The organism is Streptomyces sp. NPDC079020 (assembly GCF_044542225.1).
In the GTDB taxonomy this organism is placed as follows: Bacteria; Actinomycetota; Actinomycetes; order Streptomycetales; family Streptomycetaceae; genus Streptomyces.
Genome location: NZ_JBITUB010000024.1, coordinates 62,845 through 77,813, shown reverse-complemented (window position 1 = coordinate 77,813; position 14,969 = coordinate 62,845). Strand labels below are relative to the sequence as shown.

At 72.3% G+C, this 14,969-nt stretch carries 9 protein-coding genes, 1 tRNA gene and 1 riboswitch; of the genes, 4 read left to right on the top strand and 6 right to left on the bottom strand.

Annotated elements, in window-relative coordinates:
• Positions 1-34 precede the first annotated feature (34 nt).
• The 3 genes from lhgO to ACIGJO_RS33065 all read left to right on the top strand — a co-directional run bounded on the left by lhgO (position 35) and on the right by ACIGJO_RS33065 (position 4,085).
• Entirely contained in the window at positions 35-1,291 is a 1,257-nt protein-coding gene (gene lhgO, locus ACIGJO_RS33075) for an L-2-hydroxyglutarate oxidase (protein ID WP_399964592.1), read from the top strand.
• A complete protein-coding gene (gene trmB, locus ACIGJO_RS33070) occupies positions 1,284-2,225 on the top strand; it encodes a tRNA (guanosine(46)-N7)-methyltransferase TrmB (protein WP_399964590.1) in 942 nt (313 codons plus the stop codon). Before lhgO ends, trmB begins: the two co-directional genes overlap by 8 nt.
• Before the next feature lie 228 nt (positions 2,226-2,453).
• Positions 2,454-4,085, top strand: coding sequence for a PrsW family glutamic-type intramembrane protease (locus tag ACIGJO_RS33065; protein ID WP_399964588.1), 1,632 nt, complete (start codon positions 2,454-2,456; stop codon positions 4,083-4,085).
• Positions 4,086-4,202: 117 nt separating this feature from the next.
• Here the strand turns inward: ACIGJO_RS33065 and ACIGJO_RS33060 are convergent, their stop codons facing one another.
• From ACIGJO_RS33060 to ACIGJO_RS33040, 5 genes are all read right to left on the bottom strand, one after another.
• Entirely contained in the window at positions 4,203-5,147 is a 945-nt protein-coding gene (locus ACIGJO_RS33060) for an aldo/keto reductase (protein WP_399964614.1), read from the bottom strand.
• A gap of 210 nt (positions 5,148-5,357) precedes the next feature.
• Entirely contained in the window at positions 5,358-6,389 is a 1,032-nt protein-coding gene (locus ACIGJO_RS33055) for a M23 family metallopeptidase (protein ID WP_399964586.1), read from the bottom strand.
• A gap of 11 nt (positions 6,390-6,400) precedes the next feature.
• A riboswitch (cyclic di-AMP (ydaO/yuaA leader) is annotated at positions 6,401-6,553 on the bottom strand.
• A 320-nt stretch (positions 6,554-6,873) separates the two neighbouring features.
• Entirely contained in the window at positions 6,874-8,046 is a 1,173-nt protein-coding gene (locus ACIGJO_RS33050) for a PP2C family protein-serine/threonine phosphatase (RefSeq protein ID WP_399964584.1), read from the bottom strand.
• A gap of 222 nt (positions 8,047-8,268) precedes the next feature.
• Complete coding sequence (locus ACIGJO_RS33045; RefSeq protein WP_399964582.1) at positions 8,269-9,015, bottom strand: TipAS antibiotic-recognition domain-containing protein; 747 nt, start codon at positions 9,013-9,015, stop codon at positions 8,269-8,271.
• Between the two features lie 182 nt (positions 9,016-9,197).
• A tRNA-Met gene (locus tag ACIGJO_RS33040) sits at positions 9,198-9,271 on the bottom strand.
• Between the two features lie 371 nt (positions 9,272-9,642).
• Between ACIGJO_RS33040 and ACIGJO_RS33035 the strand changes: the two genes are divergently transcribed.
• Complete coding sequence (locus tag ACIGJO_RS33035) at positions 9,643-11,022, top strand: FAD-binding oxidoreductase (protein WP_399964612.1); 1,380 nt, start codon at positions 9,643-9,645, stop codon at positions 11,020-11,022.
• A 157-nt stretch (positions 11,023-11,179) separates the two neighbouring features.
• Here ACIGJO_RS33035 and ACIGJO_RS33030 read toward each other — a convergent pair whose 3' ends face one another.
• Positions 11,180-14,944, bottom strand: a complete 3,765-nt coding sequence (locus ACIGJO_RS33030) for an indolepyruvate ferredoxin oxidoreductase family protein (RefSeq protein ID WP_399964580.1) — start codon at positions 14,942-14,944, stop codon at positions 11,180-11,182.
• Positions 14,945-14,969: the final 25 nt, after the last annotated feature.

Here is a 14,969-nt window from a genome sequence, read left to right as displayed (position 1 = left end):
GGGTCAGTGCACTATCGGGGTGGGAGGTGGCGTGATGATGACGCACGCGGCGTACGACTGCGAAGTGCTGGTGATCGGTGGCGGGATCGTCGGTCTGTCGACCGCGTATGCGATCACGCGGTCCGCTCCGGGCACCCGGGTGACGGTGCTGGAGAAGGAGCCCGGCCCGGCCCGGCACCAGACCGGGCGCAACAGCGGTGTGATCCACAGCGGCGTCTACTACCGCCCCGGTTCGCTCAAGGCCCGGTACGCGGTGCGGGGCGCCGCCGAGATGGCCGCCTTCTGCGCGGAGCACGGCATCGCGCACGCGGTGACCGGCAAGCTGATCGTGGCGACCGAGCGGTGCGAGCTGCCCCGGCTGCACGGCCTGGTGCAGCGCGGCCGTGAGCACGGGCTGCCGGTGCGGGAGCTGGGCCCGGCGCAGATCGCGGAGTACGAACCGCATGTGCGCGGACTCGCGGCGATCCGCGTCGGAACGACCGGGGTGTGCGACTTCGGGGCGGTCGCGGCCCGTCTCGCGAAGGAGGTCACCGCCGCCGGCGGCATCGTGCGCTACGGGGCGGAGGTCACCGCGATCGACCGGCGTCCCTGGGGTGTGGCGGTGCGGACGGCGGGCGGTCCGGTCGTCCGGGCCCGGGTGCTGGTCAACTGCGCGGGGCTGCACTGCGACCGGGTGGCGCGGCTCGCGGGCGACGACCCCGGTGTGCGGATCGTGCCGTTCCGCGGGGAGTACTACGAGCTGGCCAGGCCGGAGCTGGTGCGCGGACTGGTCTATCCGGTGCCGGACCCGGCGTTCCCGTTCCTCGGTGTGCATCTGACCCGGGGATTCGACGGCTCCGTCCACGTCGGACCGAACGCGGTGCCCGCCCTGGCCCGGGAGGGGTACGGCTGGCCGGTCGTGCGCCCCGGTGAGCTCCTGGAGACGCTGAGCTGGCCGGGGTCCTGGCGGATCGCCCGCAGACACTGGCGCTACGGGGCGGGCGAGGTGCACCGTTCACTGTCGAAGCGGGCGTTCACCCTGGCCGTGCGGAGACTGCTGCCCGAGGTCACCGAGGACGATCTGCGGCCGTCGCCCTCCGGGGTCAGGGCCCAGGCGGTCCTGCGGGACGGCACGCTGGTGGACGACTTCCTGATCCGCGAGGCCCCGCACACCGTGCATGTGCTGAACGCCCCGTCCCCGGCCGCCACGGCATCGCTGCCCATCGGCAGGGAGGTGGCACGGCGGGCACTGCTGCGGGCACGCGGCACGGGGTGGAAGCCACCCGCCGTAGAATCGGGTCATTGTGTCTGAGCAGCCTCTGAACCCCACGCCTGATGTCCCTGACGCCTCCGACGTCGCGGACGCTCCTGACGTTTCCCGTGCCTCCGACGCGTCCCCCGCGTCCGACGCGCCCCGTGCTCCGGGTGCGGCCGACGAAGCCGGTGCGGCCGACGACGCCAGTGCCGCGGACGACGCGGCCGCCCGGCGTGCGGCCTCCTTCGAGCGGCAGCGCAGGCTGCGCCAGGAGCCGCGCTTCCCCGGCGGGCCCGCCGCCGATCCGGCGGGTTCCCACCACGAGCGCCGTATCCGCAGCTTCCAGCCGCGCCGCAGCCGGGTCACCACCGGTCAGGAGGAGGCCCTCCAGCGGCTGTGGCCGAAGTGGGGCCTGGACATCGACGGGCTGCGCGTCCTGGACACGGCCGAGCTGTTCGACGGACTGCCGGTCGTCCTGGAGATCGGCTTCGGCATGGGCGAGGCCACGGCGCAGATGGCGGCCGACGACCTGGGCACCGGGATCCTGGCCGTCGATGTGCACACCCCCGGCCAGGGCAATCTGCTCGGGCTCGCGGAACGGGCCGGCCTGTCCAACGTACGGGTGGCCAACGGTGACGCGGTCATCCTGCTGCGCGAGATGCTGAAGCCGGACTCGCTCGACGGGCTCCGGGTGTACTTCCCCGACCCGTGGCCCAAGGCGCGCCACCACAAGCGGCGGCTGATCCAGCCGGAGTTCCTGGACCTGGTGGCCCAGCGGCTCAGGCCGGGCGCCGTGGTCCACTGCGCGACGGACTGGGAACCGTACGCGGAGCAGATGCTGGACGTCCTCACCGCGCACCCGCTCTTCGAGAACACCCAGGCGGACGGCGGATACGCCCCGCGGCCCGCGTTCCGCCCGCTGACCCGCTTCGAGGGACAGGGACTGGACAAGGGGCACGTGGTCCACGACCTGCTGTTCGCCCGCGTCTAGGCGTCGGCGTGGCCACGGGCCGACGGTGACCGCGGGCGCGGGCCGATCGTGACTGCGGGCGGCCGTGACCGCGGGCCGACCGTGACCGCGGGCGGCCGGACCCGACGAACCGGCGGCCGGACCGCCGGGAGGCGGACGGTGACCGCGGCCGGGCGGTGACCGCTGCGAACCGGCCGCGTGCCCCGGCGCGGATGGTCAGGTGTCAGTCCCGGTCGTTAGGGTCATGGGGTGTCCGACGGGTCCGTGCAGCACCAGCAGCCGCAGCCGGCCGTCCCGGTTTTCGAGGAGCGACGGCTCGGCGAGATCCTGGGCGCCGTTCCGGAGCGTGGCCAGTGGCGGTACGCGCCGCGCCGCGTCGGCATGGTGTGGCGGAGCAAGGCGTTCCGCGCCGGTGCGGTGATCGTCGCGCTCGCGCTGTGCGGGCTGGTGATCCTGTCCCTGGTCCGTGAGCAGACCGGCTCGGAGGGATTCCTCGTCGGGCTGGGGCTGGCCGTGCTGCCCGTGCCGCTGCTGATGGCGGCCTTCCGCTGGCTGGACCGGGTCGAACCGGGCCCCTGGCGCAATCTCCTGTTCTCCTTCGCCTGGGGTGCGTGTGCCGCCGCGCTCGTCGCGATCATCGCGAATTCGTTCGCGACGCGCTGGATCGCCACGGCCACCGCCGACCCGGCGAGCGCCGACACCCTCGGCGCCACCGTGATCGCCCCGATCGTCGAGGAGAGCGCCAAGGCGGCCGCCGTACTGCTGATCTTCCTGTTCCGGCGGCGGGAGTTCAGCGGCATCGTCGACGGCATCGTGGTGGCCGGATTCACCGCGACCGGCTTCGCCTTCACCGAGAACATCCTCTATCTGGGCAACGCCTTCGGCGAGGACCAGCAGCTGGGGGTGACGGGGCTCGGCTCGATGACCGCCGGGACGTTCTTCGTCCGGATCGTGATGTCCCCGTTCGCGCATCCGCTGTTCACGGTGCTCACCGGCATCGGCTTCGGCTTCGCCGCCGTGGGCGCGCGCCGCCACCGGGTCCGCCGGATCCTGCTGCCGGCGCTGGGCCTGCTCCTCGCGATGGGCATGCACGCCCTGTGGAACGGCTCCTCCGCCTTCGGGCCGTACGGCTTCTACGCGGTGTACGGGATCTTCATGGTCCCGGCGTTCGGGCTGGTGACCTGGCTGGCCGTCTTCACACGCCGGCGCGAGCTGCGCACGCTCTCCGCCGAGCTGCCCGCGTACGCGGCGGCCGGCTGGCTGACCCCGGTCGAACCGCTCGCGCTCTCCTCGATGCGGGCGCGCGGCATGGCCCGTGATCTGGCCCGCCACTGGCACGGCCACCCCGACCGGGCCCGCGGCCGGGCGGCGGCGCGGGCGGTCGCCGAGTACGAGTCGTTCGCGACGTCCCTGGCCGGGCTGCGCCGCAGGGCCCGCCTGGACTCGGCGGGCCCGGACTTCGCCGGGCGGGAGCGGGAGCTGCTGCACCACCTGTGGCAGCGCCGGGAGATCGCCGGTCCGGCTCTGACGTACGCGGCCCACGCCACCGTCCGGCCGCACACATACCCCCGCCACCCGGTCGCGCCGCACGGCGGGCAGTTCCCGCAGCAGCAGTACGGGCCCGCGTACGCGTCTGCGGAGCCGGGTCCGTACGCGTCTCCGGGGCCGGGTCCGTATCCGCACGCGACACCGGGGCCGCACGCGACACCCGGGCCGTACGCGACACCCGGGCCGTACGCGACACCGGATCCGCAGCAGTACGGGCACGCGGGACAGCCGTACGCGGGTCGGTTCCCGCCCCAGCAGTACGGGCCCGCACCGCACGCGACCCCGCCCCAGCAGTACGGCGGCCCCAACCCGTATCTGCGCCCCCCGCAGTAACCGTCGGCGCCCCCGCACCCGGCCGGCGGGACCGGGCCGGCCGGGTGCCGGGCCAGCCGGGTGCCGGACCGGCCGGGTGCCGGACCGGGTGCCGGGCCCGGCCGGTCCCGCCGTGGATCAGGCCGACGCCTCGGTGAGCGCGGCGATTTCCTGGTCCGTCAGGTGCAGGCCGGCCACCGCGACCAGTGCGGGCAGCTGCTCGACCGTGCGGGCGGAGGCGATCGGTGCGACGACGGTCGACCGCGCGGCCAGCCAGGCCAGGGCGACCGTCGCGATCTCGGCCTCGCGCTCCCGCGCGATCGTGTCGAGCGCCGCCAGCACCCTGCGGCCCTGTTCCGACTCCAGGTGCCGCCCCGCGCCCTCGGCCCGCGGGCTGTCGACCGACGTACCCGGACGGTACTTTCCGGTGAGGAAGCCCGAGGCCAGGGCGAAGTACGGGACGGCGGCGAGCCCGGCGCGGGCGGCGGTGTCCTGGAGGGCGCCCTCGTAGGTGTCGCGGGAGACCAGGTTGTAGTGCGGCTGGAGGGCGACGTAACGGGCCAGGCCCTCGCGCTCGGAGAAGTCCAGGGACGCCCGGAGCCGCTCCGGGCTGATGTTGGAGGCGGCGATCTCGCGCACCTTGCCGTCCTTCACCAGCTGGTCGAGGGCCGTGATGATCTCCTCGACCGGGACGGTCTCGTCATCGAAGTGCGTGTAGTACAGGTCGATGTGGTCGGTGCCGAGCCGGCGCAGCGACTCCTCGGCGGCGGCCTTGACGGTGGTGGCGGAGAGCCCCTTGTACGAGGGGTGGGCGCCGACCTTGGTGGCGACGACGATGTCGGACCGGTTGGCACGCGAGGCGAGCCACTTGCCGATGACGGTCTCCGACTCGCCGCCCTCGTTGCCGGGGACCCAGGCGGAGTAGGAGTCGGCGGTGTCGATGAAGTTGCCGCCGGCCGCGGCGTACGCGTCCAGCACCGCGAAGGACTGTGCCTCGTCCGCCGTCCAGCCGAAGACATTGCCGCCGAGGGCGAGGGGGAAGACCTGAAGGCCGGAGGAACCGAGCGGGCGAAGAGACGTCACAGAAGTCATGCAGAGTTCAACGAGAGCACCCTGTGACGCTATTCCACGACAACGGACCGGCAGCCCTGACGTCGGGGGGTGTGCGTCAGGGCTGCCGGGGTTCGGGGGCGCCCGGTGAGGGCGCGGTGGGAGAGCGATGCGGGGGCGGAAGCGGGGACGGGGCCCGGAGCCTGCCGGGCGACCTCCGACCGGAGGTCACCCAACGGGTCCTCAGACCGTGAGTCCCTTGCTGCGCAGCCAGCTCATCGGGTCGATGGCCGAGCCGCCCGGGGTGTGGACCTCCAGGTGGAGGTGGGCGCCGGTGACGTTGCCGGTGGCGCCGACACGGCCGATGGTGTCGCCCGTGCTGACCTTCTGACCGGCCGACACGTTCATCGAGGACTGGTGGCAGTACCAGACCTCCGTACCGTCATCGAGCACCAGGACCGTGCGGTAGCCGTACGCGCCGGAGTATCCGGCGGACTTCACCGTGCCGCTGTGCACGGCCTTGACCGGGGTGCCGCTCTGCGCCGCGAAGTCGAGCCCGGTGTGGTGGCCGGAGGACCACATCGTGCCGGACTGACCGTAGGTCGAGGTGATGCTGTACGAGGAGGTCGGCAGCGCGTAGCTGGCGGCGAGCTTGGCGAGGCGCTCGGCCTCCGCCTTCTTCTTCGCCGCTTCCTCCGCCTTCTTCTTCTCGGCGGCGACCTTGGCCTCGGCCTTGTCCTGCTGCTTCTTGGCCTCGGCGGCGGCCTTCTCGGCTGCCGCCCTCTCCTCCGCGGCCTTGGCCTCGGCGTCGGCGCTGGCCTGCTGCTGCTCGGCCTGCTGGAGGATGCGGGCGCGGAGTGCCTCGCCCGGGTCGGTCGCGCCCTGCTCCGCCTCGGCGTCGGTGATGCCTGCGGAGGTGAGCGGCGCGGTCGCGACCGGCTTCTTGTCCTCCTCGTCGGAGAGGAAGGAACCCACGCCGGGAAGGGACTTGGCGTCGGGGAGACTGGCCGCGAGGGAATCGGGAAGAGATATGGAGACCGGCGGCTTGCTCTGCGCGGTGGCCATGCCGCCCGCTCCGACGGCCGCGATGACACCGACCCCGAGGACGGTGGAGCTACGGGCGAGTCCCCGCTGCTTGGCTACGCGGTGCCTGCCGCGCACGGGCCGGATGGACTCCTCGGTGGGATTCCATTCCTCCCAGGTCCTGTCCGGGTCACCGAAGTTGCCGGTGGCGAAGGGTGACGGGGCCTCGGGGGCAGGCTTGTTGGACGCCACGTGGGCGCACTCCTTTCCTTCCTTCTCGCCTACCGGGTTAGCTGACGGGTTCGGAGCAGGAAGGTCTCCTACGGGCCCCTCCGTCTCTGACGAGACACAGGTGTCCGATTCACCCCATGTAGGTGGTTCCCCGGTTCCCTTGCGGGATTCGGCGCTCGCGCACGGTGCCGCCTCTTGCGACGACTGGGACGACCGCGCTGCGTTATCGAACGTTAATAGACGGACGGCTCCTATTCCAAGCTCTTCCCGTTGATCGTTCGCGACTTTGGCATGGACTTACAGGGTGCAACCGGCTCGAATCGGACGAGTAGAGCACGATTGGATCACTACTTGGTTTCTGACATTGCGTCAAATGTTATGCGGAGCGGCGTCCTTCGACTACGCACCGTGGTATCGCCCGGCAACCGGCGCGCGCCCGTCCCCGCGTCCCGTCCGCATGTCACGCCCACAGGACCCGCCCCCGCGTCCCGTCCGCATGCCCCGCTCATTCATCGCCCCGGCCCACGATCCTCACGGTCGTCCGGCGTTCCGGCTGTCCCTCAGCGGGCCTTCCCACCGCGAGAAGTGCCATGTCGTCAGTGGACCGGCCGCCGGTGTGCAGCCGGACGTCGTCGGTGAGCGCGGAGAGCAGCTCCTCGGGCCCGGGGAAGATCCGGCCCCGCAGCCGGGCCGCCGGGTCGTAGAAGGCCCCGGACGCGTCCCGCGCCTCGGAGAGGCCGTCCGTGAACAGCAGCAGGGTCGCCCCCGGCGGCAGCCCCCACTCGTCGGCCCGGTCCGGCCACGCACCCAGGTTCATCCCGAGCGGCAGCGCGGGCACGGTCGGCGACAGCACCTCCAGCGCCCCGTCCGCGTGGAGCAGGATCGGTTCGGGGTGCCCCCGGTTGACGATGCGCAAGGAGAGGGAGCCGCGCGGAATCTCGACGAGCACCGCCGTGATGAACCCTTCCATCGCGTCGAGCCCGCCGCGCCGGGTGCCTTCCCGCGCCAGCGCCCGTTCCAGCCGCTGGGCGACCCCCTCCAGCGAACGCTCCTGCTCGGCGGCCTCCCGGAACGCGCCGATGATCACCGCCACCGCCTCGACCGCGTCGAGCCCCTTGCCCCGTACGTCCCCGAGCACCAGACGTACGCCGTGCGGGGTGTCCGCCACGGCGAACAGGTCACCGCCGACGAACTCGTCCGCCTGGGCCGCCTCGTACCGTGCGGCGACATGCAGTCCGCCGATGCGGTCGTCCGGTGTCGGCAGCACGGCCCGCATGGCGGTCTCCGCGATGAAGCGCGCCGAGGCCAGCTGCTCGTTGCCGCGCCGCACGACACCGTTGATGACGAGGGCGAGCACCGAGGCGGTGAGCACGGTGATCAGCTCGGTGACCGGAGCGGCCCGGGTCAGCGTCCCCGCGTACAGGTGCAGCACGAGGACGGCCAGGACCGAGGCCACGCCGGTCCGGACGGTGCTGGCCAGGCTGAAGAACGGGGCGGCCATCAGCGGCGCCGCCACGAACAGCGGTACGGCGGTGAAGGTCGGCGGGGTCCCGACGTCGAAGAGCAGCCCGCCGCCGATCATCAGGGCGGGCAGCGCGCGGACGAACCGGCGAGCCCCGACGCCCCCGGCCGGCCCCCGGCCACCACCGCGGGCCGGGAAACCGAAGGAGGGGAGCACGCGCCCGCGCACCGGAAAGGCCGAACGCCAACGGCTCCGGGCGCCGGGCAGCCCGACAGGTCTCCCGCGCCGCCTGTCCCGCTTCCCCACCTGTGCACTCCTGCCCGGTCCATCCACGGCTGCGGACCGTACCGCGCCCCGTCCAGGCTTGCCGGAGCCGCGCCGTGCGGCGACTCCTCATCGGCCAAAGGGGGGAGCGTGCGGGGCCGGGGCCTCCGGAGGTCAGTCGGAGAGCCGGTGTTCCGCGTAGATCGTCAGCGCATCCCGTACGAAGGCGGCGGTGCCGTCCCCGTACCGATCGTAGTTCTTCGCGAAACGCGGATCGGCGGCATACATCTCGCCCAGCCCCTTCACATACGCCCTGCCGGGCGCTTCCGCATCCGCCAGCCAGGCGCAGTGCCGCCGCGCGATGTCCTGCACCGCCCCGCTGCCGGCGGCGAGGCCGTCCTCCCTGGCCCGCCCGTAGTCCCGGGCGATGGACTCGTGCTCCGCCAGGTGCGCCTTCCGCCCCGCCGCGCCCAGCGAGCGCCACCACCGGTCGCCGCGCTCGTACGCGTCACGGCCCCAGCGCTCGGTCACCTCCTGCTCGTGGACGGTGTGATCGAAGCCGTCGAGCACTTCTTCCGCCATGAGTTCCCTCCCCTCCTCCGTCTTGTGGAGAGTGGTCCGCACCGACGCGATCTGCCGCCCGATGCGCTCCCGTTCCTGCTCCAGCAGCCTCAGATGCGTCCGCAGAGCCACGGCCGTGTCCCGCTGCCCCTCCAGCACGTCCTTGATCGCGGGCAACGGCAGCCCCAGCTGCCTCAGCAGCAGGATGCGCTGGAGCCGGACGAGGGCGTCCTGGTCGTAGTAGCGGTAGCCGTTGCTCCCGACCCTGCTCGGCATGAGGAGACCGAGGTCCCCGTAATGCCGGAGCGTGCGGCTCGTGGTGCCGGCCTTTCTGGCGATTTCCTGGATGGACCACTCCATGCGGGAAAAGCTAGATCCTTACGTTGCGTCAAGGTCAAGCCGGAGGACGCGGCACGCTCGAAGCCGGCGGATACGCAGCACGGACCCGGCGGATGCGGCACGCACGGACCCGGATACGGCACACGGGTCCGGAAACGACTCGGGCCCGGCACGCTGTATGCGTACCGGGCCCGGTCCTTCAGTAGCGGGGACAGGATTTGAACCTGCGACCTCTGGGTTATGAGCCCAGCGAGCTACCGAGCTGCTCCACCCCGCGTCGTTGAATGCAACTCTACGGCATGCCGGACGCGCTCCTGACCACCTGGCACTTCGGACCTCCGGCACGACCCCCTCGCCGCGGCCCTCGCCGCGGACCTCGCCGTGCGCGCGCCCAGTGCGCCGGACGTCCATGTGCCGCCACCGCCCGGGGTGATCGGCCGTGCCGGGGTGATCGCCGTGCCCGGGGGGCCGGAGAATTGCGGGACCCGTGGACCGGCGAGAGGCTGGTGATACAGCCTTGCGGTGTCCGACCGCACCCGCGGCTCCCGGGGTGCCGAATCGCCGGCGTACGTCCGGCCGATCAGCGACAGACGGCGGGGGAAGGAGCCGGGTGTGTGTCGCGGTCCGCGCCACACCGAGGAGAAGGCCATGGACGGTGCCACGCTCGAAACCATGAGAACCGCGTTGCGCGGACCGGTGATCGGCCCCGAGGACCCGGACTACACGCAGGCGCGCACCATCTACAACGCCATGATCGACCGTCGGCCCTCGGCCGTCGTGCGGTGCTCCGACGCGGCCGACGTCATGGCCGCGGTGGACTTCGTACGGGAACACGGTCTCGAAGCGGCCGTCATGGGCGGCGGACACAGCGGTGCGGGCCTGTGCCTGGTGGACGACGGGGTCACCATCGACCTCTCGCCGATGCGCGGCGTGCGCGTCGACCCGGCCGCGAGGACGGCACAGGTCGGCGGCGGCGCCCAGCTCGGCGACCTCGACCACGCCGCCCACGCCTTCGGCCTCGCCACCCCGGCGGGCATCATGTCGACGACCGGCGTCGGCGGCCTCACGCTCGGCGGCGGGCACGGCCACCTCACCCGTGCGTACGGGCTGACCGTGGACAGTCTGCTCTCCGCCGACGTGGTGCTCGCCGACGGCAGCTTCGTCACCGCGAGCGGGACCGAGAACGCCGACCTGTTCTGGGCGCTGCGCGGCGGAGGCGGGAACTTCGGCATCGTCACCTCGTTCGGCTTCCGGCTGCACCCGGTGGACACCGTCGGCGTCGCGGTCACGCTGTGGCCGCTCGACCTGTTGCACGAAGTGCTGCGGTGGTACCGCGAGTTCCTGCCTGCGGCACCGGACGAACTGAACGGTTTCTTCGCCACGCTGACCGTCCCGCCCGGCCCGCCCTTCCCCGAGGAGATCCACGGTCTGCCGATGTGCGGTGTCGTCTGGTGCTCGACCGGCGACCCCGACGGACTCGACGAGGCCCTGACCGCCGTGAACGAACCGGGCCCGCCCGTCTTCCACTTCACGACGCCGATGCCCTACCCCGCGCTCCAGACCATGTTCGACGAGCTGATCCCGAAGGGGCTCCAGTGGTACTGGCGCGGCGCGTTCTTCGACCGGATCACGGAGGAGGCGATCGACGTGCACGCCAAGTACGCCCAGAATCTCCCCACCGATCTGACGACCATGCACCTCTATCCGGTCGACGCGGCGGCCGGCCGCGTCCCCCCGGACGACACCGCGTGGGCCTACCGCGACGCCGTCTGGTCCGGGGTCATCGGCGGTATCGACCCCGACCCGGCCAACGCCTCGGCGATCCGGCAGTGGGCGGTGGACTACTGGGAGGAACTGCACCCGTACTCCATGGGCGGTGCGTACGTGAACTTCATCGGCGCGGGGGAAGGCCAGGAGCGCGTCCGGGCCACCTACCGCGACCACTACGACCGGCTCGCGGAGATCAAGCACACGTACGACCCGCACAACCTGTTCCACGCCAACCAGAACATCGAACCGGCCGGCTGAGCCGAGCACCGTACGGCAGATGAGCCGACACCGCAGGAGCAGGTGAGCCGACACGTACGAGCAGGTGCGGTCGGCACCGTACGGGCAGGTGAGCCGGCGACAGCGGCCGGGTGAGCGGGGGCAAGTCCCCCGCTCACCCGGCTGAACGCGCAGGGCGTCAGCGAGTGCCCGCGTGCGCCGGGGCGGAATCCCGTCCGGCGAAACGGCCCATCAGTTCGTCCGCCTTCGCGCGGTACTCCCCGACCGACTCCATCTTGATGCCCTCGTACCCGCGCACCACGTCGGGCAGTGCCGCGACCTCCACGGCCAGCGGGAGGTCCGCCGGGCTCAGCGTGCGGCAGATCTCCGTGATCATCGCCTCGTACTCGGTGATCAGCGCCCGCTCCGTACGACGGACGGACGCCGCGCCGAACAGGTCGAGCCGGGTGCCCCGGACATGGCGCATCGCGGCGAGGAGCCGGAACGCCGGCTTGAACCACGGGCCGAGCACGATCTTCCGTTCCATGCCCAGCGCCCGGAGCGCCGGCGGGTGGAGACGGTAGGACATTCGCGCGCCCTCCCCGAAGCGGTCCTTCACCTCCTGCTCCACGGCGGGGTCCAGCGAGAGCCGCGCCACCTCGTACTCGTCCTTGTACGCCATCAGCTTGTACAGATGCCGGGCCACGGTCCCGGTGAGTTCCGCCGAGCCGGGGACCTTCTCCTCCTCGGTCCGCCGCACGCGCTCGACGAACCGTGCGTAGCGGGTGGCGTAGGCGGCGTTCTGGTACGCGATGAGGTCGGGCACCCGGATGCCGAGCAGCCGGGCCAGCTCCGAGCCCGGTGCCGCGCCGACCCGGGCGATCAGCCCGGCCGCGACGGCGGACACGGACTGCGGGGGAGCCTTCGGCCCTTCCGCCGCCGCCAGGACCTCGGCGAACCCCGCAGGGTCCGCGACGGCCAGACGGCCGTAGCGGAAGGCCTTCAGGTTCTCCTCGACCTTCACCCCGTTGAGGGTGATCGCCTCCTCGACGGCCTCGGCGGGCAGGGGCAGTGCGCCGGACTGGTGGGCAGCACCGGTGAGCAGCAGGTTGGCGTACTGGTCCGCCCCGAGCAGGGTGTTGGCCAGGTGCCGGGCGTCGAGGAACACGGCCGTGCGCGTGGCCCCGCGGATACGGTCCCTGATCGGTCCGGCGGCCGGGAACGACGCCCGCGGGTCGATCACCATCTGCCCGGTGGGGACCTCCGCCGTGGAGACGACGGCGACCGTACGGGAGGGGGCCGCCGCCGCGAGGTTCCCGGCGTCCGCCGCGACGAGCAGGTCGCAGCCGAGGTAGAGGTCGCACTCCGCCTCGGCCGCCTTGCCGGCCTGCAGGGCGGGCTCCTCGGTGATCTTGATGTCGGAGACGACCGCGCCCCCCTTCTGCGCGAGCCCGGTCTGGTCCAGGGCCCTGACATGGCGTCCGGCGAGTGCGGCGGCGGTGCTCAGGATCTGCGCCAGGGTGACCACACCGGAACCGCCCACTCCGGTGATGCGTGTGGTGTGCGACGCGGTGGGCCGGTGCGCGGGCTCCGGCAGGTCGGCGGCGTCAGGCATCGGGACGGTCCGGGCCGCCGGAGCCGCGCCCGGCCTCCCCGCAGCCGCACCGGACGTGCCCGGGGCCGCACCCGGCCTTCCAGGAGCCGCGCCGGACTTCTTCTTGGCCGGGACGACGGTGAGGAACGAGGGGCAGTCGCCGGCCAGGCACGAGAAGTCCTTGTTGCACGAGGACTGGTCGATGCGCGTCTTGCGGCCGAACTCCGTCTCGACGGGCTGGACCGACAGGCAGTTGGACTTGCGGCCGCAGTCGCCGCACCCCTCGCACACCCGCTCGTTGATCATGATCCGTTCCACGGGATCGGGGGCGAGTCCGCGCTTGCGCTTGCGGCGGAGTTCGGTGGCGCACTCCTGGTCGTGGATCAGCAGGGTGACGCCCGGGACGGCCGCGAGGGTCTCCTGCGCCTCGGTCAGCCGGTCACGGTGCCAGACCCGTACCCCCTTGGGGAGCTTCACCTTCCGGTACCGCTTCACGTCCTCGGTCGTGATGATGATCCGGGCGACCCCCTCCGCGAGGAGTCCCCCGGCGATGGCGGGCACCGTCATCACACCGGCCGGCTGCTGACCGCCGGTCATGGCGACCGCCGAGTTGTACAGCAGCTTGTACGTGACGTTCACCCCGGCCGCCACCGCCGCCCGGACGGCGAGGCTCCCGGAGTGGTGGAAAGTGCCGTCACCGAGGTTCTGGATCAGGTGGTTCCGCTCCAGGAACGGTTCCATGCCGATCCACTGGGCACCCTCGCCGCCCATCTGCGTCATGCCGATCACGTCTCCGGCCTGGGCCGGGTCCATGAGCGTGACCATGGCGTGGCAGCCGATACCGGCGCCGACGGTCGACCCCTTCGGAGCCTTGGTCGACAGGTTGTGGGGGCAGCCGGAGCAGAAGTACGGGGTACGGGTCACCAGCGGCAGGAGCGACAGGAGCGGACGCGCTCCCTTGGCTCCCCCGGCTCCCGCGGCTCCCGCGGCTCCCGCGGCTCCCGCGGCTCCCGCGGCTCCCGCGAACAGCGTGTCCTTGGACCGCGCATCCCCGGTCCGCGTGCCCGCGGCCCGCACGCCGAGGGCCGCCAGCGTGGGGGCGAGCCGTGCGGCGATCGTGTCGGGGTCGAGCTCTCCGTCCAGCGGGAACAGGGCACTGCCGTCCGCGGCCCGTTTGCCGGAGACCGTCGGCATGGCCTCGGTGCCGTAGAGCAGGTCCTTGACCGCCGTCTCGATCAGCGGGCGCTTCTCCTCGACCACGACGATGTGGCGCAGCCCGGCCGCGAACCGTTCGACCACCGTCGGTTCGAGGGGATGGATCATGCCGAGGTGCAGCAGGCGGACGCCGTGCCGGGCGAGTCCGGCGTCGTCGAGTCCCATGCCGGTCAGCGCCTGGCGCAGATCGAGATAGGTCTTGCCGGGGGCGATGATCCCGACGCGGTCGTCCGGTCCTGTGCGGGTGATCCGGTTGAGGCCGTTGACGGCGGCGTAGCGCCGGGCGATCTCCAGGCGGGCGCCGTCCCTGCTCCGTTCCAGTTCGCCGAGGGCCGGCTGCACCATCCGGGAGGCCACGGTGTGCCGGACCGGGGTGCCGTCGACGTAGAGATCCGGTACGACCGGGGAGACGCGCCCGGCGCCCACGTCGACCGTGCCGGAACCGTCGGCGACGGCGGTCACGATCTTCAGCGCGACCCACAGTCCGCTGACCCGCGACATGGCGACGCCATGGAGCCCGAAGTCGAGCGCCTCCTGCGGGTCGGACGGGTAGAGCGTGGGAATCCCGAGGTCGGCCAGGAGCAGTTCGGAGGCACCGGGCACGGTCGAGGACTTCGCGGCGGGGTCGTCGCCGACCAGGGCGAGCGCACCGCCGTCGGGGTGCGTACCCATCAGGTTGTTGTGCCGCAGGGCGTCCGAAGCCCGGTCCAGGCCGGGCGACTTGCCGTACCAGATGCCCGTGATGCCGTCGACGCGCTTGTCCGGCTGCATGGCCGCGAGCTGCGTCCCCTGGACGGCCGTGGCCGCCAGTTCCTCGTTGACACCGGGCCGCAGGACGACGTCGTACTCGTCGAGCAGTTCCCGGCAGCGCTCCAGCTCCATGTCGTAGCCGGCCAGGGGCGAGCCCTCGTAACCGGACACGAAGGCGGCGGTACGGCGCCCGGCCCGGCGGTCCGCCCGGCGCAGGTCGAGGGTCAGCCGGGCGAGCGCCTGGATACCCGTGAGGTGGAGGCTTCCCTCCTCGCGCACGTACCGGTCCTGAAGCGACGGACGCGCGGCTTTCGGTTTCTCCGTACGGTCGTCGGGACCGGCGTGATCCGCGTGGTCCGAGGGGTCCGTGGGGTCCTTCTTGTCCTTCTCGTCCTTGTGGTCCATGTGCTTTCCTCCCGCGATGACATCG